Raw genomic sequence first — 25,338 nt, 5'->3', positions numbered from 1 at the left:
CAGAACCGACGGGTGGGTCGGCCTGTAGATGCGCGGAAGAAGGCGTCAGGTCTAAAGAGCGGGCGGGGTCACGCGGTTTGTCCTCTGTCCTCGCTGCGACGGGGCATCGGCAACCTACGGGAACGCGGAAGGAGGGCTCAAACGGTTTTCCGGCTCGAAGAGCGATCCGCCTGCGACCGGTGAGGTCCAGTCGTCACGGGGATGAGGGGAGCGACATGACTGACGGGCTCGACATCGACGGGGTGTCGAAACGCCACGGCGAAGTGGAACTCTTTTCAGCGGCTACCTGACGCGCGAGGTGGTGCGGCTGAGGAGAACGCGCCGTCCGATCGCCGCCAGACGGCTGGTCTCCTGTCGGCCAGGCTTCTGCCATGAACAACGCACTTGACGGCAAGGTAGCTCTGGTTACTGGTGGTGGTCGCGGCATCGGCGCCGCTGTGGCGTTGCGCCTGGCGGCGGACGGCGCCGATGTGGCGCTGACGTTCCAGCAGAATCAGCAGCGCGCCGATGACGTGGTGGGCCAGATCAAGGCTGCGGGACGGCGGGCCATGCCGTGCAGGCGGACAGCGCCGACCCGGCGGCCGTGGTCGGCGCGGTCGACCGGGTCGCCGGCGAGCTGGGCCGGTTGGACATCCTGGTCAACAACGCCGGCGCGTTCCTGCTCGGACCGTTGGAGCAACTGAAGTTGGAAGAGTTCGAACAGACCGTCGCGGTCAACGTCCGGGCACCGTTCGTCGCCTCCCAGGCTGCGGTGCGACACATGTCGGCCGGTGGGCGGATCATCAACATCGGCAGCAACGTGGCAGAGCGGGCTGTCTTCCCGGGCTTCGCGCTCTACGCGATGAGCAAGACCGCCCTGATCGGCCTGACGAAGGCGCTCGGACGCGAGCTCGGCGGCAGAGCGATCACCGTGAATCTGGTGAATCCCGGGGCCACGGACACCGAACTGAACCCGGCCGACGGCCCCAACGCCGACACGATCAACGGGTTCACCGCCCTCGGCCACTACGCGGACCCGGCCGACGTGGCCGCTGCGGTGGCGTTCCTCGCCGGCGCCGACGGGCGCTACGTCACGGGGGCGACGATCAACGTGGACGGCGGCTTCACCATCTGATCACCGGCTCACCGCCGTCCCGGCCACCCTTGCGACACAGCTACGGCCCGTTCCTCCGTCGGGAACGGGCCGTAGCATTGCCGGTCACCCGGCGCACCCGCATGCCGCAGGGCGGTTCAGGCCACGAGCAGGCGGAGGCCGAGCTCTGCCGTGTCGAGGGCGACGAGGTCGCGGTTGCGTTCGGCCCACCGGCCTGAGGCGAGGTCTTCGCGGAGATTGCGGACCGCCCGTTGCTCAGCCTGTGGTCCGACCCTGGTCCACACCGAGACCGCGCGGCGGACATGTTCGTCCAGGTACGCCTCGGGCCGGCGCCAGTGTGCCTCGAAGAAGCCGTCGGCGCAGTCCCACGGGACGAGCAACGGCTCCGCGCGTCCTCCGATCGCGCTGGTCAGGTCGGCCAGTGAGGGCCAGCCGACGAGAAGGTTCGCGAACTCGGGCAGGTAGTCGCGGGTGAGCCAGAACCGTTCACGCCAGCCGGTGTCATCGGCGTCGTACGTGAAGATCACCACGCGGCGGGCCACCCGCCGCATCTCACGCAGCCCGGCGACCGGGTCCGGCCAGTGGTGAACGGTGCTGACAGCCATCGCCGCGTCGAAGGACTGGTCCTCGAACGGCAGGTTCTCCGCATGGGCGGCCACGCACGGCGCCGCACCCACGGGACGCTGCGCCCGCATGACCGCCGACGGTTCCACCGCCGTGACGTCCCGGTCGGGTGGTTCGTAGGAGCCGGTGCCAGCCCCGACGTTCAACACCGTCCGTGCGTCCCCCAGCGCATCCCAGATGCGTGCGGCGATCCGCGGCTCGGTGCGCCGCGTCGCCGGGTAGGCAGATCCGATGGCGTCGTACAACTGTGCGCCGAACATCTTCAGTTGCTCCTCCGGCGTCGTCCTGATCCCCATCGCCCGTGCCTCCAGCTCCCTGTCTATGGCCGTCACCATGGCGGCAGCGCGGTCGCGCTGGTCCGTCAGCAGGCCGCGCAGCCGGCACAGGTGCGCGACCGCGTCGGTGGCCGGGTCGTCGACCAGAGCCGCGATCTCCCGCAGCCCGAAGCCGAGCCGCCGGTAGGCGAGCACCTCCCGCAGCCGCTCCACGTCGCCCGCCGAGTAGGCCCGGTGCCCGGCCGCGGTCCGTGTGGACGGCTCCAGGAGGCCGATCTCGTCGTAGTGATGCAGGGTGCGGACGCTGACCCCGGCCAACTCCGCCACACGCCCCACCGTCAGGTGCTCCGCCACACCCCCGACTATGTGGCATGACGTCGCGTGAGGAGCAAGCGCTCCGCCGCCGGCGCGTGGCGGGCGGCGACTCGCACGTCGCGGCCACCGCCGCACCGAAACGACCGCCACCACCTCGACGACCTCTCCCCGCCACGGGCCGATCTGCCTCGGCGGTAAGTCCCGACGGGATCGCGGAAATTCGCGGCGTCCCTGCCCGACTGTTGGGCCAAGATGGAGGGCTTGTGCGCGCCGCCGTGGCGCAGCACGGCGCAGTCCGTCCGGTCTGAGGAGGCCCCCTCTTGTTCACGCTTCCATCGATGCGCGTGTTGCGGGAGCGCGACTTCCGGCTGCTGCTCGGCGGGCGCATCACCTCGCAGCTCGGCAACCAGATCACCGTCGTGGCCCTGGCCTTCGGGGTGCTCGACCTGACCGGTTCCGCCTCCGACCTGGGGCTCGTGCTCGCCGTGGAGGCGTTCTCCCTGGCGCTGTTCCTCGTGATCGGCGGCGCGGTCGCGGACCGGATGTCCCGGCGCCGGCTCATGATCACCGCCGACCTGGTGCGGTTCGCGTCGCAGGGCGTGATGGCGGCGCTGCTGATCTCCGGCCATGCCAGGATCTGGCACCTCCTGCTGTTGCAGGTGGTGTCCGGAATCGCCTCGGCGTTCTTCATCCCGGCGGTCAGCGCCCTGCAACCGGAGACGGTGCCGGCGGAGCACCACCGCGAGGCCAACGCGCTGCGGGGGCTGATGATCGCGGCTGCGGGGGTGGTGGGGCCGGCGCTGGGCGGGCTGCTGGTGGTGGCGGTCGGCGCCGGTTACGCGCTGGCGTTGGACTCGCTCTCCTTCCTGCTCAGCGCCGTGCTCATCAGCGCGATCCGGGTCGGCTCCGCGCCGGTCGCCAACTCGGGCAAGAGCGTGCTGCGTGACGTTCGGGACGGCTGGCAGGACTTCCGGTCGCGCAGGTGGCTCTGGCCGGTGACGCTCCAGAGCGCGCTCGTGCGAATGCTCGGCCTGGCGCCGTTCATGGTGCTCGGCCCGCTGATCGCGAAGGACGAACTCGGCGGGCCGGCCAGCTGGGGCCTCATCCTGGGCGCGATCAGCCTCGGGGCGTTCGTCGGTGGATTCGTCGCCATGTCGGCCCACCCCCGGCGGCCGTTGATCCCGGCGGTGGCCGGCGCCTTCCTCTTCGTACCCATGCTCCTGCTGCTCTCCGTCGCGGCTTCCCCGGTCGCCATCGCCGCGGTCGCGTTCCTCGGTGGGATCGCCCAGTCCGTCTTCTGGACGTACTGGCAGACGGCCATGCACGAGAACGTCCCGCCGGAGACCCTGTCGCGGATCAGCTCGTACGACTGGTTGGGCGCCTACACCTTCGAACCGATCGGTTACGCCCTGGCCGGTCCGGCGAGCGCCCTGATCGGGGCCGGCGCGACGCTGGTCGCCGGGGCCGGCGCCGTCGCGGTCGGCACGGCAGCGACGCTCGCGGTGCCGGAGGTACGCCGGCTGCGGGCGCGGTCGGCCGGCACGGAGAACCCCCAGCCGACCAGCGCGACGGGCGGATCCGCCGAACCGGCGCCTGACCCGGCGCGGGCACAGGGGCCCGACGGCGAGAAGCAGGTTTCCGCCTAGCCGCTCCGGCTGCCAGCCCGACGACCTGCCGCAGGTGCAGATGAACTGCGCCCGTACCGGGTAGAGGCCCGGCAACGGCTGCGCCGTGAAGCCTCCGTCAGGGCTGCACTGCGTGCACGGGTCGCACCCGTCGGCGCTGGCGAGGGCGCGCGCATTCTCCTGGGCGTTGAACAGCGCCGTGACGTAGTCATCACTCATGCCGGTGCCGTGGATGGTCCTGTTCGATCCGAAGCCCGAGCGTGACGGAGGGCTGGACGTACATCAACGGTGGTCTTCGGCGACCCCGGCGAGTTGCCCGGTGACCGAGCCCCAGCCCTGCGCGAAGCCGAGTTCCTGGTGGCGGGCGCGTGCGGCGGGATCGCCGTGGCGGACGACGATCCGGTAGTCCGTGCCGTCCGGATGATCGCGCAGGGTGATCTCGGCGGTCATGGGGACGGGGGAGGGGTCCGTGGGCCGCCAGGCGCTGTCGATCGCGTTCGTGAACACGATCCGTTCGAGTTCGTCGACGACGAGGAAGGTCGCGAGGCGCGCACACCCAAGGTGCACGCACTACTGGCTCGTGAACTACGTGGTGAAGAAGAACCCGCACTCCGAAGAGCTGCGCCTGGCGTGGTCCGCCGATCCTGATCCAGTGGTGGCGAGTGCCGGCTGGGCCCTGACCGCCGATCGCGTGACGAAGAGGCCCGAAGGACTCGACCTCGGAGGACTGCTCGACGTCATCGAGGCGGAGATGGGAGACGCGCCGGATCGCCTGCAGTGGGCGATGAACGAGTGCCTGGCTCGTATCGGAATCGAGCACTCCGGGCACCGCGCCCGTGCGATCGAGATCGGTGAGCGCCTGGGGGTGCTCAAGGACTACCCGACCTCCCCGGGCTGCACGTCTCCGTTCGCGCCCGTCTGGATCACCGAGATGGTGCGTCGGCAGCAGGGCAGTTCGTGAGGAACCGGTGACGAGCGCAGCGTACTGACGGGCAGATCCCGTCGGCGTGGGAACGACAAAGCCCGCGCGTGCGGGGCCGGAGAACAACAAAGGCAAGGAGGAGAACTCCTTGCCACCATTAACATATATCGCACCCCAGGGCTTGCGGCAAGACCCCGGTCGTGGCGCAGAATCGTCGGCCGAGCGCAGGAATCGGCACACCATGGGGGATTCATGTTCGATGTGATCATTGTCGGCGGCGGCCCGACCGGCATGATGCTGGCGAGTGAATTGCGTCTTCGGGGCGTCCACGTGCTCGTGCTCGAGAAGGACGCCGAGCCGCCGCCGTTCGTGCGGTCGCTCGGGCTGCACGTGCGCAGTATCGAGGTGATGGATCAGCGGGGGCTGTTGGAGCGGTTCCTCGAAAACGGCAGGCAGTATCCGCTCAACGGATTCTTCGCGGGCATCGAGAAGCCCGCCCCGACCGGGCTGGACACCGCCCACGGATTCGTGCTCGGCATTCCGCAGACGCTCACCGACCGGCTGCTCGCCGAGCACGCGGCCGAAGTCGGGGCCGAGATCCGCCGCGGTGGTGCGGTGGTCGGGCTGACGCAGGACGACGACGGCGTGACCGTACATCTTGGAAGTGGAACCGCGACCCCGTTGCGGGCGCGCTTCGTCGTCGGCTGCGACGGTGGGCGCAGCACGGTGCGGAAGGTGCTCGGGGTCGGGTTCCCCGGCGAGCCGTCGAAGGTCGACACCCTGCTGGGCGAGATGGAGGTGACGGCGTCCCCGGAACACCTCACCGAGGTGATGACCGAGGTGCGCAGGACCGAGAAGCGGTTCGGGATCGGGCCGTCGGGCAAGCCGGGGGTGTTCCGGGCGGTCGTACCGGCGGAGGGCGTGGCCGAGGACCGCTCGGTGCCGCCGACGTTCGAGGAGTTCACGCGACAGCTACGCAGGTACGCCGGCACCGACTTCGGCGCGCACTCCCCGCGCTGGCTGTCGCGCTTCGGCGACGCGACCCGCCAGGCCGAGCGCTACCGGGTCGGCCGGGTGTTCCTGGCCGGGGACGCCGCGCACGTCCACCCGCCCATGGGCGGGCAGGGGCTCAACCTCGGCATCCAGGACTCGTTCAACCTGGGCTGGAAGCTGGCGGCGGCCGTCAACGGCTGGGCGCCGGACGACCTGCTGGACAGCTACGAGTCCGAGCGGCATCCGGTGGCCGCCGATGTGCTGGACAACACCCGCGCACAGATGCAGCTGACGACCAACGAACCCGGACCGCAGGCGGTACGGCGGTTGTTGGCGCAGCTCATGGACTTCAACGACGTCAACCGGTTCCTGATCGGGAAGATCACGGCGATCGACATCCGGTACGACTTCGGCGCGGGCCACGACCTGCTCGGGCGGCGGCTGCGCGACGCCGGGCTGAAGCACGGGCGCCTGTTCGAGCTGTTGCGCACCGGCAACGGGCTGTTGCTCGACCAGACGGGGCGGCTGTCGGTGGACGGCTGGGCCGACCGGGTCGACCACGTCGCCGACGGCAGCGACGAGTGGGGCGTGCCGGCGGTACTGCTCCGGCCGGACGGGCACGTCGCGTGGGTCGGCGAGGACCAGCAGACACTCGACGTCGCGCTCGCCAGATGGTTCGGCGCCGCGGGAACTCCCACGGCCGGGTGAGGGACGCGGGCACGTCGAGGGTGGACAACGACGATCGCCGTACGGGGATAGGGTGCTCGCGACCGGCCCTCACGATCGGACACCCGGATGACGCCCTCCAGGACGACGGCCACGCCGCGGCGCGACCGCCGATGATCGACCCGCGACAGGCCCACGACGTGGCCCACGCGATCGCCACGGCGGCCCTGGGCCGCGACCCCGGCCCGATGACCGTCGCCGACAGCCTCTCGCACCACGTCTATCTGGGAGCGGACGTCGTCGTGAAGGTCATCGAGGCCGACCGCCACTCGCGACTGGACCGGGAGATCGCCCTCGCGCCCCACCTGCCCGCCGGCATCACGGCGCCGCTGCTCGACAGCGGGCGCTACGAGCTGGAGAGCCGCGAGGTCCGCTACGCCTGCTACGCCCGCGCGCCCGGGGCGACGCCCGGCATGGACATGCCCGGCGTGGACGAGGTGACCGCGCGCCTGCTGGCGGCGGAGGCGGTGCAGCGGCTGCACGCACTGCACCGCTGGACGCCTGCGGCCCCCGCCCGGCAGACGCTGGCGGAGACGCTTGACCACGGCGGATTCGTCAGCCGGGCCGCGCTCTTCGCCGAGGTGGAGAGCCTCGCCGCCCTGAACCGGGACGGGATCATCCCTCGCCGGGTGCTCGACGGTCTGGCGGCGATAGCGGAGGGCGCGCCGGCGCAGGCGAGCGTGGCCGTCCCGGTCCACGCGGACTGCCACTGGGGGAACTGGCTCGCTCGCGACCGCAGTGTGACGGCGCTGCTGGACTTCGAGTGGGCGCGCTTCGGCGAACCGATGGATGACTGGTTCTTCCTGGTCCGGTTCACTGGCCCGCACATGGAGGCCGTCCTCGACGTCGTCGCCGACGCGACGGGGACGTCCCCGGCCACGCTGCGCCGGGAGTGCGAGGTGCGCGAGGCGAGCTACCTCGCCGCGGACCTCCGCGTCTCGCTCCAACGCCCGGACATCCCCGCGCAGACGGTTGCCGAGAACGTCCGTGACCTCGAGGAACTCGTACTCGATAGCCCCTGGTGGCGCCACGCCCCGTGACGCCGGCTGCGGCGGGAGCGGGTGTCGGCGCGCCCTGCGGCAGACGGCGCGTGCGCGTTCCGCGCCGCCGGGAAGCCGGACGTGGTCGCCGTCGCGTACGACAAGGTGGCCATCCTGCGGCAGCTCTGACGCCCGGCGGTGTGTCGCCCACGGGGCAATGCCGGGGCGCGCGTCGTGCGATCATGATCCACAACGGAAACAGTCGACTGTGGATTGGGCCTTGGTGACCATGAAGAGAGTGTTCTCGACCCTGATGGCACTGGTGACCGTCGCGTCGGTCATGACGATCGGCGCACCCGCCGCCCAGGCGGCCGGCTCCTGCTCGGGCACGATCATCTACAGCCAGGTGCAGTCCTCGGGCTACGGCGAACTGGTGATCTACTACAACAGCAGCAACGGGGGCACCAACAGCGCGTGCTTCTACCACCGCGGCGCGGCCTACGGGAAGTCGGCACCCACCTTCGTGCAGATCTACCGCTGCGCCGAGCGTTCCGGTGAGGGCGCGCACTGCACCCGCTCGGGTAGCGCGGACACCGACTCCGGTGACTTCAGCTACCACGCCGGCCCGGTCGGCGTCACCGGCACGGCGTCCTACTGCGTCGAGGCGGTCGGCTACATCGGCTGGGCGGGCGCGCGCCACCAGATCTACAGCCGCCGGCAGGGCTGCTGACCGCACCCGCCCCGGTCGGCCAGCGGGTCAGGTACCGGCCATCGCAGAGGGGCGCCTCCCGGAGAGGGGTGGCGCCCCTCTGCCGTTCGCGGCGGCGACCTTGCCGGCAAGGATTGAATGGTGGTTCAATCCTTGCGTGGTCTACCGGAGCACCGAACGCGTGAAGGCCCGGCTCAGCGCGTCCCGGGAGCGGATCATCGCCGCCGCGCTGGAGATCATGGCCGAGCACGGGTACGCCGGCTGCTCGGTCGCCGCCGTCGCCGAGCGGGCCGGGATGGCGACCGGCAGCGTCTACCGGCACTTCCCCACCAAGGCCGACCTGGTCGCCGAGGTGTTCCGCACCGCCTCGCGGCGGGAGGTGGACGCGGTGGCGCGCGCGGCGGCGCTGGAGGGCACCGTCGCCGAGCGGGTCACCGCCGTCATCGAGACGTTCTCCGGCCGGGCGCTGCGGTCCCCCCGCTTGGCGTACGCGCTGCTCGCCGAGCCGGCCGACCCGGCGGTCGACGCCGAGCGGCTCGTCTTCCGCCGCGCGTACGCCGAGCTGATCGCCGGTCACGTCGCCCAGGGGGTGGCGAGCGGCGAACTTCCCCCGCAGGATCCCGAGCTGACCGCCACCGCGCTGGTCGGCGCCCTGGCCGAGGCGATGGTCGGCCCCCTCGCGGCCGGGGTCGCCGGGCCGCGCACCATCGAACACCTGATCACCTTCCTCCACCGCGCGCTGGGAGTGTCGCCGTGACGACGCACGAGGTCCTCAACCAGGTTCCGCCGCTGGTCGGTCACGACACGGCCGACGACGCGGCGCTGCTCGACGGGCTCGAACGCGAGGGCGCCGGCTGGGCCGCCACCGAGCTGCACGAACTGGGCCGCCTCGGCGGCGGCGAGCAGGCGATCGAGCACGGGCGGCTGGCGAACGAGCACCCGCCGGTCCTGCGCACCCACGACCGGCACGGCCACCGCGTCGACGAGGTGGAGTTCCACCCCGCCTGGCACGAGCTGATGCGTACGGCGGTCACGCACGGCCTGCACGCCGCGCCGTGGGCGGACGACCGGCCGGGCGCGCACGTGGCCCGCGCGGCCAAGTTCTACACCTGGCGTCCCGACGCCGGGCACGGCTGCCCGATCTCGATGACCTACGCCGCCGTGCCGGCGCTGCGGCACGCCCCGGAGCTGGCCGCGCGCTACGAGCCGCTGCTCACCGCCACGTCGTACGACTTCGGGCTGCGTCCGCCGCTGGCCAAGCGGGGACTGCTGGCCGGCATGTCGATGACGGAGAAGCAGGGCGGCTCGGACGTACGCGCCAACACCACCACCGCCCGCCCCGAGCCGGACGGCACCTACCGCCTGCTCGGGCACAAGTGGTTCACGTCGGCGCCGATGTGCGACGTCTTCCTCACCCTCGCCCAGGCGCCGGGCGGGCTCACCTGCTTCCTCGTCCCGCGCGTCCTGCCGGACGGCACGCGCAACCCGATGCGGCTGATGCGCCTCAAGGACAAGCTCGGCAACCGCTCCAACGCCTCCGCCGAGATCGAGTACGAGCACGCGGTCGCCTGGCGGGTCGGCGACGAGGGCCGTGGCGTGCGCACCATCATCGACATGGTCAACCTGACCCGCCTCGACTGCGTCATCGGCGCGGCGGCCGGCATGCGCCAGGGCGTGACCACCGCCGCCCACCACGCCACCCACCGGCAGGCCTTCGGCCGGTACCTCGTCGAGGCCCCCCTGATGCGCAACGTGCTCGCCGACCTCGCGGTCGAGTCCGAGGCCGCCACCGTCCTGATGATGCGCCTCGCCGGGGCCACCGACCGGTCCGCGCGCGGCGACGCCGGCGAGACCGCCTTCAAGCGGCTCGCCCTCGCCGTCGGCAAGTACTGGGTCTGCAAGCGCTGGCCGGCGCACGCCGCCGAGGCCCTCGAATGCCTGGGCGGCAACGGCTACGTCGAGGAGTCGGGCATGCCGAGGCTGTTCCGCGAGTCCCCGCTGAACTCGATCTGGGAGGGCTCGGGCAACGTCGCCGCGCTGGACGTGCTGCGCGCCCTCACCAGGGAACCCGAGGTCATGGCGGCGTTCCGGGCCGAGGTCACCGCCGCGGCCGGCGCCGACGCCCGGCTCGACGCCGCCGTACGCCGGGTGCAGGCCGAGCTGTCCGACCACGACGACGTCGAGCTGCGGGCCCGCCGGGTCGTCGAGCGGCTCGCCCTGGTCCTGCAGGGCTCGCTGCTGGTGCGGCACGGCCACCCCGCCGTCGCCGACGCCTTCTGCGCCTCCCGGCTCGGCGGCGACCACGGCCAGGCGTACGGCACGCTGCCCCGCGGCGTCGACTTCGCCGCGATCATCTCCCGCGCCGTACCCAAGGTGGGCTGACCGCCGGCGGCGCGGCCGAACGGGCCCCGACCTTCGCGCGGGAGAGCGCCCCCTGCGGCGGTCGACCCGCCCGCCGACGTGGCGTCGCCCACTCTCCGGCGGTCGGAAATCGTACGCCGATCGTCGGTGCCGCTCGTTAGTCTGCCTGCGGACAGTGTCAGTACGTGACAGGTCGAGGCACGGCTCGCGCCGGCCACCACGGGGACCCAGGAGAATTAGTGACACAGCAATCCATCGCGACCTCGGACAAACTCGACGCCTCGGTGCTCAAGGTCGCCGGGGTCGTCGTCCTCGGCGCGATCATGTCGATCCTCGACGTGACGGTCGTCACCGTCGCCCTGCCGACATTCCAGCGCGAGTTCAACGCGTCGTACGCCGAGGTCGCCTGGACCATGACGGCCTACACGCTCGCGCTGGCCACGGTGATCCCGCTCAGCGGCTGGGCCGCCGACCGGTTCGGCACCAAGCGGCTCTACATGATCGCCATCGCGCTGTTCACGATCGGGTCGGGGCTGTGCGCCAACGCCGACACGATCGGGCAGCTCATCGGCTACCGCGTGCTCCAGGGCCTCGGCGGCGGCATGCTCCTGCCGCTGGGCATGACGATCATGACCAGGGCGGCCGGGCCGCACCGGATCGGCCGGCTGATGGCCGTCCTGGGCATCCCGATGCTGCTCGGTCCCATCGGAGGGCCGATCCTCGGCGGCTGGCTGATCGACGTCGCGAGCTGGCACTGGATCTTCTTGATCAACCTGCCGATCGGCGCCCTGGCCCTCGTCTACGCCGCACTGGCGTTGCCGAAGGACAACCCCGAGCCGTCCGAGTCGTTCGACTTCCTCGGCATGCTGATGCTCTCGCCGGGGCTCGCCCTCTTCCTCTACGGCGTCTCCACGCTGCCCGAGACCGGCACGTTCGCCGACGCCGAGGTGTGGGTGCCCATGCTGGTCGGCGGCGTGCTCCTCGTCGCCTTCGTCCTGTACTCCTTCAGGACCCGGCACCCCCTGCTCGACCTGCGGCTGTTCGGCAACCGCAGCCTCACCGTCGCGGCGCTGACCATGTTCGTGTTCATCATCGCGTTCATGGGCGCCGGCCTGCTGTTCCCGAGCTACTTCCTGCAGATCCGCGGCGAGACGACGCTGGCCGCCGGCCTGCTGATGGCGCCGCAGGGCATCGGCGCGATGGTGACCATGCCGGTGGCCGGGATGCTGGCCGACCGGGTCCCCGTCGGCCGTACCGTGCCGTTCGCGCTGGCGCTCATCGCCGTCGGGTTCTTCACCTTCACCCAGGTCGACCCGCAGACCTCGTACGTCCTGCTCTGCGGGTCGCTGTTCGTCATGGGCCTGGGCATGGGCGGCACCATGATGCCGATCATGACCTCGGCGCTGAAGACCCTCAAGGCGCACGAGGTGGCCCGCGGCTCCACCCTGGTCAACATCCTCCAGCAGATCGGCGGGTCCGTGGGCGCCGCCATGATGTCGGTGATCCTCACCAGCGAGCTGAACGGCTCCCGGCCGATCCCCGGGGCGACCGACCCGAGCGGGGAACCGGTGACGGAGGCCGGCCTCGCCATCGCCGTCCAGCAGCAGCCGGAGCTGGCCCAGCAGTTCCCGGTCGACCCGTCGCTCATCCAGCGTGGCCTCGACTTCGCCGCCAGCTCCTTCGCCACCACGTTCTGGGTCGCGTTCGCGCTGGTGCTGGTCACGTTCGTCCCGGTGGCGTTCCTGCCGCGCCGGCGCGAGCCGTCGCACCTGCTCGACGGCCAGCAGGAGGGGCAGCCAAAGGCTCCCGTCATCATCCACTGACGCGACGCCCCGGCCCCCGGGACGCCCCCGGGGGCCGGAGCGCCCGTCGGTCAGCGCTGCCGTGGCGCGGGGGCGTCCTCGTCGTGGGCGCCGTGGTAGCCGGCGGCCTGGAGGGCGAACAGCTCGGCGTACCGGCCGCCGGCGGCGACGAGTTCGGCGTGACTGCCGGCCTCGACCAGCGCGCCGTCGTGCAGGACGAAGATCCGGTCGGCGTGCCGGACGTTGGCCAGCCGGTGGGTGATGAGGATGGTGGTCGCCCGACCCTGCCGGTCCCGGATGGCCTGGAACAGGGCGTCCTCGGCGCGCGGGTCGAGGGCGGAGGACGGCTCGTCCATGACCAGCAGTTCGGCGTCGCGGAGGAAGCCCCGGGCGGCGGTGATGCGCTGCCACTGGCCGCCGGAGAGGTCCTGGCCCCTGGCGAACGTCCGGTCGAGCAGTGTCTCGTACCCGTCGGGGAGCTCCTGGATCATGTCGTGCGCGACGGCGCGGGCGGCTGCGGCCTCGATCCGGTCCTGCCGTGCCTCGCTCTCGACGTCGCCGACGGCGATGTTCGTCGCGGCCGTGAACGGCCACTTGTGGTATTCCTGCGTGACCACCGCGATGCGGGCCCGCAGCCGGTCGAGGTCCCACTCGGGCAGGGGCCGCCCGTTCCAGCAGATGACGCCCTCGGTGGGCGCGCGCAGGGTGGCGATCATCGCGGCGAGGGTGGTCTTGCCCGAGCCGTTCTCGCCCACGAACGCCACCGTCTGCCCCGCCGTGATCGTCAGCGTCACGCGGTCCACGGCGGGGACGCCCCGGTCGGGGTAGCGCAGGCTGACCTCCCGCACGGCCAGTTCGCGCAGCGGGCCGGGGTCGGTGCCCGCGGCGCCCGGCGCCGGGTCGGGCAGGTAGTCGGCGGCGCGGGTCATGAACCCGGCGTAGTCGCCGAAGTGCTGACCCTCGGTGTAGACGCGGTCGACCTGGAAGGTGGTGACGGCCAGCGAACGCTGCGCGGCCTGCACCGCGACCACGCAGGTCGCCGCCGCCGCGAGCGGGATCTGACCGTCGACGAGCAGCAGCCCGAGCAGGAGGTAGACCACGGCGGTGGCGATTCCGCCGATCACCGCCCCGACCGTGGTGGTCGTGGTGACCCGGCGGGCGAGGGCCAGCTCGATGTCGGTCTCGACCTCCATCACCCGGTCGTACTGGTCCAGCAGGAAGCGGCGCAGCCCGTAGGAGCGCAGCTCCGGCGCCGAGTCCCGCTCGGCCATCAGCCGGTGCAGCAGCCACAGTCGCCGTCGCCGCACCGAGCCGGCCGTGTAGGTCCGGTAGCGCAGGTGCCCGGCCCGCAGTGACGCCCAGGCCTTGGGCAGCGTCGCGACCAGCAGCGCCAGCAGCAGCAGCGGGTGGATGACGACGACGGCGACCGCCACGGCGAGCAGGCCGGCCAGCCCGGCGAGCAGGTTCATCGACGACTCCACCAGGTCGACCGTCGACTCGGTGCCCCGGGAGGCGCGCTCCATGTCGTCGGCGAACGCGTCGGCGTCGAACGCCTCCAGCCGTACCGCCGTGGACATCTCGAACAGGCCGCGTTCCACCTCCCGGCTCACCCGCGGGGTGAGCCCGTTCTGCGCGTACCCGGTGGCGATGCCCATGCCGGCGCGCAGCGCGGTCGCCCCCGCCAGCACGGCGAGCGCGGGCGTCGCGGCGAGCACCTTCTCCGTGGTCGGGCCCCCGGCGAACAGCTCGACAAGCACCCGCTGGGTGGCCAGCAGCCCGAAGGCGGCCATCGCCCCGCCGCCGAGCGTCGCGGCGGCCACCACCGAGGTCCGGAGGCGGTCAGCCCGCCAGCTGGTCCGGACCGCCGTCCAGACCAGCCGGGGCAGTTCGGCGAAGACGGTGAACAGGCCGGCTTCCGACCGCGCCTGCATCCCGGTCTCCCAGTACATCGTCCGCAGCTCCGGCAGGACCGACTCCGCCCCTGCCGGAGCCGACTGTTCCGACGTGGTGTCCCGTTCGGTGCGGGTGGCGGCTCCGGGCACGGGCGTGTCTCCTCGCTGCGCGGTGACGTGGTCGGCGTCGCGGGTCGGGCGGTGGTGGGGGAGCGGAGCGTCCAACCCACAGTATTTGCACAGCTACCAATGGTCACTGTCGACGACGCGCTGGTCCAGACCCCACGGCAGGGAAGATGGAGCGATCCGGGACGGGTCAGCTCACCCGGAAGCCGTCCTCCAGATAGCGGGTGACGCCGTCGTCGCGCGCGGCGAGTGCCTCCGCGACCCGTCGGGCGAGCAGCGGGACCAGCCGCCCGTCGGCCTCCCGCCGGTCACACCACGACCAGCTCCGCAGCTCGGCGGGCGGCAACACGATCCGGGCGGCCTGCGCCGGCGTCAGCCGGCCCCCGTCGTAGACGAACATGACCCCTCGGTCGGAGTCGGTCACGAGCAGCCCGGCGCCCATGCGCTTGCGGGGCAGCCCGGCCGTGAAGTCGGAACCTTCAGGCGGCATGACCGGGGACCCTAGGCGAAACCCGGTGCCGCGCGCGAGCGGCGGTACGGCACGCCGCCGCTCGCGCGGTGTGCCTCAATGCCCGCTCACGCCGTCGGGGTGGGCAGACGGGTCGGATCGTCCGCGGTCCGGGACCGGCGGGCGGCGACGAAGCCGAAGGCGGTGGCGGTGAAGAACATCAGGATGCCGTAGATCGCCGGCGGCATGCCGATGTCGGTGTTGTTGAGCAGGGCCGGGCTGAGCGCGATCGTGATGGCCAGGGTGGCGTTGTGGACGCCGATCTCGAACGACGACGCGACGGAATCCCGGTGCCCGACGCGCAGCAGGCGCGGCGCCGCGTAGCCGATGGCCAGGCTGAGCAGGTTGAACAGCAGGGCGATGAGGCCGACCGCGCCGATGGTGGCGGCGAGTTCGTCCTTGACGCCGAGGACCGCGCCGACGATCACGACCATGAGGACCACGATGGAGAGGATCTTCACCGGTCGCTGCATGCGCGCGGCGAACGCGGGACGCCGCTGCCGGACGACCATGCCGATCGCGATCGGGATGAGCACCAGGGCGAACACCTGGAGCACCTTGTCGAACTGGAGGCCGAGCGAGCTGTCCGAGCCCATGAACGCGGCGACGGAGAGGTTGACGATCACCGGCAGCGTGAACAGGGCGAGCACCGAGTTGATGGCGGTCAGGGTGACGTTCAGCGCGACGTTGCCCTGGAACAGGTGGCTGAAGAGGCTGGCCGTGCTGCCGCCGGGGGAGGCGGCGAGCAGCATCATTCCGACGGCCAACTCCGGACGCAGGTCGGCGGCGAGCACCAGGCCCAGGCAGACGGCCGGCAGGACCAGCATCTGGCAGACCAGGGAGATGATCACGGCCCGGGGATAGGCGACGACGCGACGGAAGTCGGCGATGGTCAGGGTTAGCCCGAGGCCGAGCATGACGATGCCCAGCGCGATGGGGAAGAGCACGAGCGACAGACCGGTATTCACAGTGCTGGGCCTCCTGATCGCGGTACGCCAGGGATCACCGGAGCTTCACACCACGACGGGTGCGCCCGCATCTTGCAACGTGCCTAGACGTCCGTCAATGGGCATCGTCCACCGGCCGTGCCCCGGCGCCGGTCCCGGGCGACGGGACCGACGCCGCGACACGGGTCAGAAGGGCCACTGGTCTCGTGACCCCGCCTCGATGAGCGGAATCATCGCGAACGCGGCGTCGGAGAGCCCGCCGAACGTGTGCCGGTTGCCGGTCGCCGGCGCGTGCCCGACCCGGTGCCCGGCCAGGTTCCAGGTGTACACGGGTATCCGCGCGGGCACGGCGGCCGTGACGTCCGCCGCGCCGTGCCAGTGCGCCTGCTCGTCGGTGAGGATGACCACCCGGTCGTGCCGGTCGTAGTGGTCGCGCACCGCCGTCTCGGTCTGGGTCCCGGCGCCGTGGAAGTAGCCACCCTCCTTGAACCGGCGCACCGCGGCCAGCACCGACTCGCCGGCGACGGCCGGGAACACCGTGCTGGCGTTGGAGAACGACACCACCGTGGCGTCCCGCGCGCGGGCGGCCAGCGCGAGGCCGAACACGGTGGCCGCGTCCCAGCAGCGCAGCGTGCCGTCCTTGCTGAACGCGCTGTTCATCGACCCCGACGTGTCGACCAGGATCAGGGTCCGCCCGTCCAGGGCGGGCACGTGCGCCAGCGCCTGCTGCAACGCCCGCTCCAGGGGGTACGCCCACCGCAGGCTCGGTGCCGCGTTGTACGCCGACAGGTACCGCATCGGCAGCACGCGCGACCGGGCGACCTCGCCCGGGTCGGCCAGCCTCGCCGCCACCGCCTCGGCGACGGTGTCGCTGACGCCGGCCCGGTCGAAGTTGCGCAGGTTGCGCAGCAGCGCCAGGTAGCCCATGGTCGGGATGATCGCCTCCCACGCCGCGGCGTCCATCGCGGTCTGCCGCCAGCCCGCGAGGGCCTCCCAGGTCATGCCGGCCGCGCCCAGCACCGCCGGGTCGGTGATCTCGACGCGCCGCTCGACCGGCAACGCCATCAGCTCGGCCCGCGCCGCCAGCATCGTGAGGGACCCGGGCAGCGGGTTGTCGCGCTTGTGCCGGCGGTCCAGCGCGTGCCGGAAGAGGTCGCCCTGCCGCGCGTCCCGCGCCGTCGGGTGGGTCAGGTCGATGACGTCGCCGAACCGCACCGCGCTGCCGTCGGCGTCGTACTTGAGCAGGCTCCGCTCGTGGTACAGCCGCGCCACCGCGTCGGCGATGCCCCGCTTGACCGGCTTGGGCATCGCCCGGCCGTGGCGGCCCAGCCAGTACGCGAGGGCCTCGCCCGGCTCGTCGGCCCGCTGCAACGCGGAGTCCACCACCGCCCGGGAACCGGGGATGCCGGCGGCGACCTGCGCGCGGGCACCCTCCAGGGCGGCCACGACGGACGCGGAACGCAGCATCGCGCCGGTACGCAGCCACCGCACGAAGCGCGCGAACCAGTCGGGGTCGGCGACGGCCACGGCGGCGACCAACTCGCGGAACCGGGAGTCCCGGTCGGCGGCGCCCTCGTAGAAGGTGTCCTCGCCGACCATGTTCGACACGCCCAGCAGGAACAGCTCGGCCCGTGGCTCGCGGGCGAAGCCGGGCGCGCCCTCGGCGGTGACGGGCGGCTTGTCGCGCCGCAGCTTGAGGTTGAACTTGGCCATCGCGTACCCCGGGTGGGTGGAGCGGAAGGCGCGACCGCACCGCACACCCGAGATCAGGAGTCGGCGACGGACCTGTCCGCCGCTCTGCCGCTTGAGCCAGCCGCCCGAAGGCGGCGGAGGACTCGAACCTCCAACCTGCGGATCCCTGAAGTAACCGTCACCTGCGCACCGGGCGTGCGGCGTGGTCGCGCCTCCCGAGATCGGAGCCGGCGACGGACGGCCTCTTCAACGGGGTGCGGGCACCCCTCCAAGATGTAACCGTCGCCTTCGCACCGGGAGGTGCGGGCACGAACGTAGCGGCGGCGCCGCCTCGGGGGCAACGAGGTTTGCCGCCCGGTGACCGTGGCCGGAAATGACGCCACGCCGCGTACCCGAGACCAGAAGGTCGACGGCGGAAGGGCTATCGCTCTGCCAGCTGAGCTACCAGCCCCGGAGGGCTGGAGGGGACTCGAACCCCCGACCCGTAGATGAAGTATCCGCTGTCTGCGCACCGGGTACGCGGCGTGCGCACCTCCCGAGATCGAGGCGGCAACGGGAGACCGGCCCTCGCGGGCCAAGGTGACCTGGGCTGCTGGTCGACACCGCCTTTCGGCGGCGGCGGGATTCGCACCCGCGTCTCCCCGTTGGAAGCGGAAGTAGCCGTTGCCTGCGCACCGGGAGGTGCCCGACGACGGTAGGCGACCCGTGCGGAAGTGGGCAAGCCACTTCGGTCGGTTGGATGTCATGGAGGAAGACCCGTGGTCGCAGCAACTGGTTGAGGTCGCCGAGGCGTGTATGGCCGAGGTTCCCGAGGGCCGGCTCGACGGCGGGACGCGTCGCGCCTGGGTGGAGTTGTGCGCGGCTCACTCGTCGGCGCTGGAAGTCGGGAGTGGCGTGCCGGACAGGGTGTGACGTGTGCCTGGTCGTACACCAGGCGGTCGAACGGGGACAGCAGCGCGGTGCGGCTGCTGAAGGGGGGCGGGCCGGCAGGGCCGGTCGAGGCGGTGTGCCCCGGCCGACCCTGCCGGCGTCCGCGTGCTGCCCGAGGGATCAGACGCGGGACCACTTCTGGTTGGCGTCGCCCGTGCAGTCCCACAGTTGGAGCTTGCCCCCGTTGTTGGGGTTGCGGTCCCGTACGTCGACGCAGCGGTTCGCGCTGAGGTTGACCAGGTCACCGGCGGCGTTCAGGGTGAAGCGTTGCGCCGGGTTGCCGTTGCAGGTGACGAGGTTGACCTCGGTGCCGTTCGCCGTGCCGGCCCAGGCCGGGTCCATGCACTTGCCCATCGCCCGGATCGTGCCGTCGGAGGCGAAGGTCCAGGCCTGCGCGGCGGTGCCGTTGCAGTCCCAGATCTGGAGCTTGGCCCCGTCGACCGGGTTGGCGCTCGGGATGTCGATGCACCGACCGCTGAGCGCGCCCCGGATGGCGTTGGTGCCGGTCGGCGGGTTGCCGCCCGAGGTGTAGCCCGAGACGCGTACGTAGTCCACGAGCATCTGCTGCGGGAACTGCGTGGAGGCGTCGGGGTAGCCCGGCCAGTTGCCGCCCACCGCCACGTTGAGGATCATGAAGAAGGGGTGGTCGAACACCCAGCGGTTGCCGCCCAGCCGACCCGGGTCGACCCGGTGGTACTCGACGCCGTCCAGGTACCAGATGATGGAGTTCGGTTCCCAGTCCACCCGGTAGGTGTGGAAGGTGTCGGCGAGCGGCTGGCCGATGGTGCGGCTGCCGGTGATGCCGCCGCCGCCCGAGTAGCCCGGGCCGTGGATGGTGCCGTAGACGGTGTTCGGCTCCCGGCCGATGTTCTCCATGATGTCGATCTCGCCCGCGTTCGGCCAGCCCACGCTGCCCATGTCGTTGCCGAGCATCCAGAACGCCGGCCAGATGCCCTGACCGCGCGGGATCTTGATGCGGGCCTCGAAGCGGCCGTACGCCTGGGTGAACGTGGCCGCCGTGAGCAGCCGGGCCGAGGTGTACTCGCACCGGCCGTAGTGGCACTGGTAGTTGGCGGGGTTCTCCCGGCGGGCGGTGATCACCAGGTTGCCCTGGCCGTCGTGCACGGCGTTGCTCGTGCTGTTGGTGTAGTACTGCCGCTCGTTGTTGCCCCAGCCGCCGCCACCGATGTCGAAGCGCCACTTGCTCTGGTTGACGGGCGTGCCGGCGGAGGCGTTGAACTCGTCCTGCCAGGTGATCCCCCCGATGGCGGCCTGCGCCGGTTCGGGGTGGACCGGCACGGACAGAGCTGTCGTGGCGGCGATGATCGCGGTCGCGGCGAGGGCGAGCGCCCACGGCCGGCGGCGGGTACGGACTCTGAACATGTAGGACCTCCTTGGCGAAACTGCGCCGGCGCGACGTCTCTCGCGGCGGTCGATCGGCCGGTCGGTGCGGGCGCGACGACGGGCGGGCACCGGGTCAGCCGCGACGCCACTTCTGGTTGGCGGCGCCGAGGCAGTCCCACAGGTGCAGCCGGGCGCCGTCGGAGTTGTTCCACTCCTTGATGTCGACGCACTTGTTGGCCTGCGGGTTGACCAGGTCGCCGGCCGCCGAGAGGACGAACTGCTGGGCCGGGTTGCCGCTGCAGTTGGCGATCTGGATGACCGCGCCGTTGGCGGTGGACCCCCACGCCACGTCCATGCACTTGTTGTTCTGGGTGCGCAGCGTGCCGCCGGTGAAGGTCCACGACTGCGCGGCGGTGCCGTTGCAGGTCCAGGTCTGCAGGGGTACGCCGTCGGAGAAGTTGGAGTTCGGCACGTCGATGCAGCGGTTGTTCCAGTTGCTGATCAGCCGGCTTCCGCCGCCACCACCGGTGGTCACCAGGGACAGCCCGTAGACGCCGAGGATCTCGTTGACCGGCTGGAACCAGGTCGTGCCGCCCGTGGAGCAGTTGCCGGAACCGCCGGAGGTGACGCCCTGGGCCTGGTTGCCGGAGATCCAGGCCCCGCCGGAGTCGCCGCCCTCGGCGCAGGCGTTGCTGCGGGTCAGGCCCGACACCGCGCCCTGCGGGTAGTTGACGGTCTCGTTGCGACCCAGGATGGTCCCGCAGCGCCAGCCGGTCGTACGCCCGGAGCGGCAGACGGAGCTGCCGATCGCCGCGTCCTGCGAGCCGGCGACCGCCACGTTGCCCCCGGCGTAGTTGTTCACCCAGGGCTGCGGCGTCCAGGAGCCGTTGGTGCGTACCCACCCGTAGTCGTTGCCGGGGAACGACGATCCCGCGAACGTGCCCTGGGAGACGTTGTTGAAGCCGAGGGTCGGGCTGCCGACGCCCCCGCAGTGGCCCGCGGTGACGAAGCCGCCGACGACCGCGAAGCCGACCGAGCAGAGGGTGTTGCCGTTGATCACGTACTGGTCGCCGCCGCGGATGTCGTAGAGCGGGCGGGGCGCGTCGGTGGCGGTGACGACCCGGATCGCGTCCGCGGGCACGCCGCTGGCCTTGGCGTACGCGATCGCCTTGTCGGCGGCGCCCGGCCGGACCGTCACGACCACGCTGTTGCGGGCGACGTCGACGTGCCAGCCGTGGACGTCGCGCGGGTCGGCGGCGGCGGTGCGCCGGTCGAGGGCGCGCTTGACCGCGTCGAGGGTGCGCTCGCTGCGGGCGACGACCGTGACGTCGGCGCCCTCGGCACGGACGGCCGGGGCGAGCGCGCGGTCCGTGACGGCGACGGTGAGCCGGTGCCCGCCGGGCGGGATCCACGCGCCGGCGAACGCCGGGCCGAGCTTCGCCCGCAGGCGCCGCTCGACCACCGGCGCCGCGGCCTCGGTGCGGAGGCGTTCGTCGACCTGGGTGAGGGTGAGGCCGAGGTCGCGGCGCATCGCCTCGACCAGGGCGGGGCTGGGGTCGGCCGGGGCCGCCGTGGCGCGGTCCGGGGCGGCGGGGGACGTGTCGCTGGCGTGGCCCGCCGCCGGGGTCAGGCCGAGGAGCAGGAGGCCGGCGGCGGCGGGGACGAGCATGCGCAGTCTTCGAGACAAGGGGGTTCCTCCCGGTGCGGCGAGGGCGGCAGACGAAACAAGAGAGCGCTCTCCGAAAGAAGTCTGTCGATATCTCGACACATCTGTCAAGAAGGTTGCCAGTTGTGGCCCGCGCGTCGCCCTCGGCGACGGCCGGTGCGCGCCCGCGCCGGGCCCGGCGGTGGGCGGCGGGGGCGTCGAAGCGGCGCCGGGTCAGGCGGTGGAGAGCAGGCCGCGCGCCGCCTGGACCTGGTCGACGGCCCGGCGGAGCGCGGCCACGATCCGGTCCTCGCCGGCGGCGCCCAGCCGGGCCACCGGCACCGACAGGCTGATCGCGTCGGTGGCCGGCGCCGCCAGGGGTACGGCCGTCGCGAAGCAGACGATGCCCTCGGTGTTCTCCTCGCGGTCCACCGCGTACCCCCGCTCCCGGACGGCGGCCAGCTCGGCGCGCAGCGCGTCGGGGTCGGTGACGGTGTGCGGGGTGAGCGCGGGCAGCGGCCAGGTCAGCAGCCCGTCGAGCGCCTCGTCCGGGCGCTCGGCGAGCAGCGCCTTGCCCAGGGCGGTGGCGTGGGCCGGCAGTTGCCGGCCGATCGCGCTGTAGAGCCGCAGCGGGTGCACCGACTCGCGCTTGGCGAGGTAGACGATGTGCGCGCCGTCCAGGCGTCCCAGGTGGACGGTCTCGCCGAACTGCCGGGACAGGTCGTCGAGCACCCCGCCGAGCAGACCCACGGTGTCGTCGCTGGTGAGGTACGCGGCACCGACCTGGAGCGCGCGCACCCCGAGCCCGAAGCGGGTGCCGGTCGGGTCGCTCTCCACCCAGCCGCGCTGGGCCATGGTGCGCAGGATGCCGTGCAGGCTGCTCTTCGGGATGTCCAGCGCGCGGGCCAGGTCGACCAGCGAGCGCCGCTGCGGCGAGGCGGCCAGCGCCTCGAGCACCTCCAGCGTCCGGGTGGAGGACTTCACGGGCTGGAACCCGCCGGGCAGCGTCATGGGCGCCACTCTAGCGGGGTTGACAGGCCGGTCGGCAGCGCTAGGGTCACATATGTGACTGGCGTACAGAATGATGAACAGAGCCCTGCGGTCGTGGCGGCCGTCGGCGCGGCCCGGATCCTGCCGGTCGTCGTGCTCGACGCCGCCCGCGACGCCGCCCCGTTGGCCGAGGCGCTGGTGCGCGGCGGGCTGCCCTGCGCCGAGGTGACCTTCCGCACCGACGCCGCAGCCGAGTCGATCCGCGTCATGTCCGAGCGGGGCGACCTGCTCGTCGGCGCCGGCACCGTGCTGACCCCGGCCCAGGTCGACCGGGCCGTCGAGGCGGGCGCCCGGTTCGTCGTCACCCCCGGGTTCTCCCCGGCGGTCGTCCGGCGCTGCCAGGAGGCGGGCGTGCCCGTCTTCCCCGGCGTCGCCACCGGCACCGAGATCCAGATGGCCCTCGACGCCGGGCTCGACACGGTCAAGTTCTTCCCCGCCGAGCAGCTCGGCGGCGTCGCGATGATCAAGGCGCTCGCCGCGCCGTACCGCTCGGTGCGGTTCATCCCGACCGGCGGGGTCAACACCGCCAACCTCTCCGACTACCTCGCCCTGCCCGCCGTCCTGGCGGTCGGTGGCACCTGGATGGTCGCCCCCGACCTGATCGCCGCCGGGCGTTGGGACGAGGTCGCCACCCGCACCGCCGCGGCCGTCGAGGCCGCCCGACCCGCCGTGGAGGGCTGAGCCGTGCTGTCCATCCGTCCGGCCGGCGAGTGCCGGTACGACCTGGTCTCCCTCGGCGAGATCATGCTGCGGCTCGACCCGGGCGAGGGCCGGGTCCGCACGGCCCGCACCTTCCGGGCCTGGGAGGGCGGCGGCGAGTACAACGTGGCGCGCGGCCTGCGCCGCTGCTTCGGGCTGCGGACCGCCGTGGTCACCGCGTTCGCCGACAACGAGGTGGGCCGGCTGCTGGAGGACCTCGTGCTCCAGGGCGGGGTGGACACGTCGCTGGTGACCTGGCTGCCCTACGACGGGGTCGGCCGCGCCGTGCGCAACGGGCTGAACTTCACCGAGCGCGGCTTCGGCGTCCGGGGCGCCGTCGGCACCTCCGACCGGGGCCACAGCGCCGCCAGCCAGCTCCGGCCCGACCAGGTGGACTGGGACCACCTGTTCGGCACCCTGGGGGTGCGGTGGCTGCACACCGGCGGCATCTACGCCGCCCTGTCCGAGACCACCCCGGAGACGATGGAGGCGGCGATGGCCGCCGCCGCCCGGCACGGCACCGTCGTCTCGTACGACCTCAACTACCGGCCCAGCCTCTGGAAGGCGGTCGGCGGGCAGGCCCGCGCCCAGGAGGTGAACCGGCGGCTGGCCCGCTACGTCGACGTGATGATCGGCAACGAGGAGGACTTCACCGCCTCGCTGGGCTTCGAGGTGCCCGACACCGACGCCTCGCTGTCGGAGCTGGAGGTGGCCAACTTCCAGCGGATGATCGAGGCGGCCACCGGGGAGTACGACAACTTCAAGGTCGTCGCCACCACCCTGCGTACGGTGCGCACCGCCACCGTCAACGACTGGGGCGCGATCGCCTGGGCGGACGGGCGGTTCGTCGAGGCGACCCACCGGCCCGGACTGGAGATCATGGACCGGGTCGGCGGGGGCGACAGCTTCGCCTCCGGCCTGATCTACGGCCTGCTGGAGAAGGGCGACCTGGCCACCGCCGTCGAGTACGGCGCGGCGCACGGCGCGCTGGCGATGACCACGCCCGGCGACACCTCGATGGCCAGCCTCCGGGAGGTCGAGGCGCTCGTCCGGGGCGCCGGCGCGCGCGTGCAGCGCTGACGCCCTCGCATGTAAGGAAGGGCACCTTCCTATCGCATACGCGATAGGAAGGTGCCCTTCCTTACATCGTGGCGCGGGTGATCAGGGGCCGGAGGCCGCCGCGCACGACGCGGCCGGCACCCACGGCGGTACGCCGACCGCCGTCCCGCTCACTCCCCGGTGAAGTGCGGTTCGCGCCGGTCGAGGAAGGCCCGGACCGCCTCGTCGTGGTCCCGGGTCTGGTGCGCCAGCGCCTGCATCGCGGCGGAGAGCTCCAGCACGCTGTCGAGGCTCTGGTGCTGGGCCTCGCGCAGCAGCTTCTTGGCCATCCGTACGGCGTGCGGAGGGTTCGCGGCCACCCGGTCGGCGAGCCGGCGCGCCTCGGCGAGCAGTTCCTCGTGCGGCACGACCCGGGAGACCAGCCCCCACTCCAGGGCGGTGGCGGCGTCGACCCGGTCCCCGGTCAGCGTCATCTCGGCGGCCCGGGCGGCGCCGACGGCACGGGGCAGCAGCCAGGCGCCGCCGTCGCCGGGGATGATGCCGAGCTTGACGAAACTCTCCGCGAAGAACGCCCGCTCCGAGGCGATCCGCAGGTCGCACATGAGCGCCAGGTCGCAGCCGGCGCCGACGGCCGCTCCGTTCACCGCCGCGATCAGCGGCACGTCGCACGCGTACATCGCCCGGGGGATCCGCTGGATGCCGCGGCGGTAGCCGTCGCGCAGCTCGTGCGGGGCGCCGCCGAAGAGGCCGACCCGGTCCGCCATGTCCTTGACGTTGCCGCCGGCGGAGAAGGCGCTGCCGGCGCCGGTGAGGATGACCGCCCGGACCGCCCGGTCGGCGTTGACCGCGTCGACCCGGGCCACCAACGCGTCGATCACGTCATCGCCGGAGATGGGGTTGCGGGTCTCCGGCAGGTTGATCGTCCAGGTCTCCACGGGACCGTCCCGCTCGACGAGAACCGGGTCGTCCACGTGTGTCTCCTCGGTGTGCCGCTGATCTGGTCTGCCCCGAAACCAACCAC

General features: G+C 72.3%; 20 protein-coding genes and 2 pseudogenes. 12 read left to right on the top strand and 10 right to left on the bottom strand.

Annotation, left to right across the window (positions count from 1 at the left end):
• Positions 1-371: 371 nt before the first annotated feature.
• Positions 372-1,114: pseudogene (locus RM555_RS09635) on the top strand (SDR family NAD(P)-dependent oxidoreductase).
• Between the two features lie 116 nt (positions 1,115-1,230).
• Here the strand turns inward: RM555_RS09635 and RM555_RS09630 are convergent.
• Positions 1,231-2,346 carry a MerR family transcriptional regulator gene (locus RM555_RS09630; protein ID WP_311411424.1) on the bottom strand — a complete coding sequence of 372 codons (1,116 nt, stop codon included), beginning with the start codon at positions 2,344-2,346 and terminating at the stop codon, positions 1,231-1,233.
• 299 nt (positions 2,347-2,645) lie between these two features.
• Between RM555_RS09630 and RM555_RS09625 the strand changes: the two genes are divergently transcribed.
• Entirely contained in the window at positions 2,646-3,953 is a 1,308-nt protein-coding gene (locus RM555_RS09625; protein WP_311411422.1) for an MFS transporter, read from the top strand.
• A gap of 261 nt (positions 3,954-4,214) precedes the next feature.
• Here RM555_RS09625 and RM555_RS09620 read toward each other — a convergent pair whose 3' ends face one another.
• Positions 4,215-4,439 carry an SRPBCC domain-containing protein gene (locus RM555_RS09620; RefSeq protein ID WP_311411421.1) on the bottom strand — a complete coding sequence of 75 codons (225 nt, stop codon included), beginning with the start codon at positions 4,437-4,439 and terminating at the stop codon, positions 4,215-4,217.
• Between RM555_RS09620 and RM555_RS09615 the strand changes: the two genes are divergently transcribed.
• From RM555_RS09615 to RM555_RS09585, 7 genes are all read left to right on the top strand, one after another.
• Positions 4,402-4,893 (top strand): DNA alkylation repair protein, encoded by a 492-nt coding sequence (locus RM555_RS09615; RefSeq protein ID WP_311411420.1) that lies wholly within the window; start codon positions 4,402-4,404, stop codon positions 4,891-4,893. The genes RM555_RS09620 and RM555_RS09615 overlap by 38 nt on opposite strands.
• A 213-nt stretch (positions 4,894-5,106) precedes the next feature.
• Positions 5,107-6,555, top strand: a complete 1,449-nt coding sequence (gene rox, locus RM555_RS09610) for a rifampin monooxygenase (RefSeq protein WP_311411419.1) — start codon at positions 5,107-5,109, stop codon at positions 6,553-6,555.
• A 131-nt stretch (positions 6,556-6,686) separates the two neighbouring features.
• Positions 6,687-7,613, top strand: coding sequence for an aminoglycoside phosphotransferase/kinase family protein (locus tag RM555_RS09605; RefSeq protein WP_311411418.1), 927 nt, complete (start codon positions 6,687-6,689; stop codon positions 7,611-7,613).
• A gap of 229 nt (positions 7,614-7,842) precedes the next feature.
• Positions 7,843-8,283 carry a hypothetical protein gene (locus tag RM555_RS09600; protein ID WP_132236024.1) on the top strand — a complete coding sequence of 147 codons (441 nt, stop codon included), beginning with the start codon at positions 7,843-7,845 and terminating at the stop codon, positions 8,281-8,283.
• A gap of 136 nt (positions 8,284-8,419) precedes the next feature.
• Positions 8,420-9,019, top strand: a complete 600-nt coding sequence (locus RM555_RS09595) for a TetR/AcrR family transcriptional regulator (RefSeq protein ID WP_311411417.1) — start codon at positions 8,420-8,422, stop codon at positions 9,017-9,019.
• Positions 9,016-10,644, top strand: a complete 1,629-nt coding sequence (locus RM555_RS09590) for an isovaleryl-CoA dehydrogenase (RefSeq protein WP_311411416.1) — start codon at positions 9,016-9,018, stop codon at positions 10,642-10,644. The genes RM555_RS09595 and RM555_RS09590 overlap by 4 nt, the downstream gene beginning before the upstream one ends.
• A gap of 218 nt (positions 10,645-10,862) precedes the next feature.
• Complete coding sequence (locus RM555_RS09585; protein ID WP_311411415.1) at positions 10,863-12,446, top strand: DHA2 family efflux MFS transporter permease subunit; 1,584 nt, start codon at positions 10,863-10,865, stop codon at positions 12,444-12,446.
• A 50-nt stretch (positions 12,447-12,496) separates the two neighbouring features.
• Here the strand turns inward: RM555_RS09585 and RM555_RS09580 are convergent.
• The 4 genes and pseudogenes from RM555_RS09580 to RM555_RS09565 form a co-directional block, all read right to left on the bottom strand.
• Positions 12,497-14,472: pseudogene (locus tag RM555_RS09580) on the bottom strand (ATP-binding cassette domain-containing protein); the annotation flags it as partial.
• A gap of 161 nt (positions 14,473-14,633) precedes the next feature.
• Positions 14,634-14,933, bottom strand: coding sequence for an NUDIX hydrolase (locus RM555_RS09575; RefSeq protein WP_311411413.1), 300 nt, complete (start codon positions 14,931-14,933; stop codon positions 14,634-14,636).
• An 86-nt stretch (positions 14,934-15,019) separates the two neighbouring features.
• Positions 15,020-15,919 carry a bile acid:sodium symporter family protein gene (locus RM555_RS09570; protein WP_311411411.1) on the bottom strand — a complete coding sequence of 300 codons (900 nt, stop codon included), beginning with the start codon at positions 15,917-15,919 and terminating at the stop codon, positions 15,020-15,022.
• Positions 15,920-16,084: 165 nt separating this feature from the next.
• Positions 16,085-17,611, bottom strand: a complete 1,527-nt coding sequence (locus RM555_RS09565) for a TROVE domain-containing protein (RefSeq protein WP_311411410.1) — start codon at positions 17,609-17,611, stop codon at positions 16,085-16,087.
• A gap of 723 nt (positions 17,612-18,334) precedes the next feature.
• Between RM555_RS09565 and RM555_RS09560 the strand changes: the two genes are divergently transcribed.
• Positions 18,335-18,502: a hypothetical protein gene (locus RM555_RS09560; RefSeq protein WP_311411409.1), complete on the top strand. Its 168-nt coding sequence runs from the start codon at positions 18,335-18,337 to the stop codon at positions 18,500-18,502.
• Between the two features lie 138 nt (positions 18,503-18,640).
• Here the strand turns inward: RM555_RS09560 and RM555_RS09555 are convergent, their stop codons facing one another.
• The 3 genes from RM555_RS09555 to RM555_RS09545 form a co-directional block, all read right to left on the bottom strand.
• A complete protein-coding gene (locus tag RM555_RS09555; RefSeq protein WP_311411407.1) occupies positions 18,641-19,903 on the bottom strand; it encodes a family 16 glycosylhydrolase in 1,263 nt (420 codons plus the stop codon).
• Between the two features lie 94 nt (positions 19,904-19,997).
• Positions 19,998-21,551 carry a ricin-type beta-trefoil lectin domain protein gene (locus RM555_RS09550; RefSeq protein ID WP_311411406.1) on the bottom strand — a complete coding sequence of 518 codons (1,554 nt, stop codon included), beginning with the start codon at positions 21,549-21,551 and terminating at the stop codon, positions 19,998-20,000.
• 192 nt (positions 21,552-21,743) lie between these two features.
• Positions 21,744-22,520 (bottom strand): IclR family transcriptional regulator, encoded by a 777-nt coding sequence (locus tag RM555_RS09545; RefSeq protein ID WP_311411405.1) that lies wholly within the window; start codon positions 22,518-22,520, stop codon positions 21,744-21,746.
• 54 nt (positions 22,521-22,574) lie between these two features.
• Here RM555_RS09545 and eda point away from each other — a divergent pair, with 54 nt between their 5' ends.
• Together eda and RM555_RS09535 are read left to right on the top strand one after the other, a co-directional pair.
• Positions 22,575-23,240 (top strand): bifunctional 4-hydroxy-2-oxoglutarate aldolase/2-dehydro-3-deoxy-phosphogluconate aldolase, encoded by a 666-nt coding sequence (eda, locus tag RM555_RS09540; RefSeq protein WP_311411403.1) that lies wholly within the window; start codon positions 22,575-22,577, stop codon positions 23,238-23,240.
• A 3-nt stretch (positions 23,241-23,243) separates the two neighbouring features.
• On the top strand, positions 23,244-24,338 hold the full coding sequence (locus tag RM555_RS09535) for a sugar kinase (protein ID WP_311411402.1): 1,095 nt from the start codon (positions 23,244-23,246) through the stop codon (positions 24,336-24,338).
• A gap of 149 nt (positions 24,339-24,487) precedes the next feature.
• On the opposite strand, the gene RM555_RS09530 is transcribed toward RM555_RS09535, so the two are convergent.
• A complete protein-coding gene (locus RM555_RS09530) occupies positions 24,488-25,288 on the bottom strand; it encodes a crotonase/enoyl-CoA hydratase family protein (RefSeq protein WP_311411401.1) in 801 nt (266 codons plus the stop codon).
• Positions 25,289-25,338: the final 50 nt, after the last annotated feature.

Origin of the sequence: Micromonospora reichwaldensis (assembly GCF_031845925.1) — a bacterium.
Classification (GTDB): Bacteria; Actinomycetota; Actinomycetes; order Mycobacteriales; family Micromonosporaceae; genus Micromonospora; species Micromonospora reichwaldensis.
Note: the sequence above shows the minus strand (reverse complement) of the source record. Positions and strands in the feature narration are given on the sequence as shown.

What these genes read in the sequence shown, in the direction of transcription:
- RM555_RS09625 (WP_311411422.1), top strand. Translation starts at nt 2,646, where the DNA reads ATGCGCGTGTTGCGGGAGCGCGACTTCCGGCTGCTGCTCGGCGGGCGC.
- rox (WP_311411419.1), top strand. Translation starts at nt 5,107, where the DNA reads ATGTTCGATGTGATCATTGTCGGCGGCGGCCCGACCGGCATGATGCTG.
- RM555_RS09605 (WP_311411418.1), top strand. Translation starts at nt 6,687, where the DNA reads ATGATCGACCCGCGACAGGCCCACGACGTGGCCCACGCGATCGCCACG.
- RM555_RS09600 (WP_132236024.1), top strand. Translation starts at nt 7,843, where the DNA reads ATGAAGAGAGTGTTCTCGACCCTGATGGCACTGGTGACCGTCGCGTCG.
- RM555_RS09575 (WP_311411413.1), bottom strand. Translation starts at nt 14,933, where the DNA reads ATGCCGCCTGAAGGTTCCGACTTCACGGCCGGGCTGCCCCGCAAGCGC.
- RM555_RS09565 (WP_311411410.1), bottom strand. Translation starts at nt 17,611, where the DNA reads ATGGCCAAGTTCAACCTCAAGCTGCGGCGCGACAAGCCGCCCGTCACC.
- RM555_RS09560 (WP_311411409.1), top strand. Translation starts at nt 18,335, where the DNA reads ATGGAGGAAGACCCGTGGTCGCAGCAACTGGTTGAGGTCGCCGAGGCG.
- RM555_RS09555 (WP_311411407.1), bottom strand. Translation starts at nt 19,903, where the DNA reads ATGTTCAGAGTCCGTACCCGCCGCCGGCCGTGGGCGCTCGCCCTCGCC.
- RM555_RS09545 (WP_311411405.1), bottom strand. Translation starts at nt 22,520, where the DNA reads ATGACGCTGCCCGGCGGGTTCCAGCCCGTGAAGTCCTCCACCCGGACG.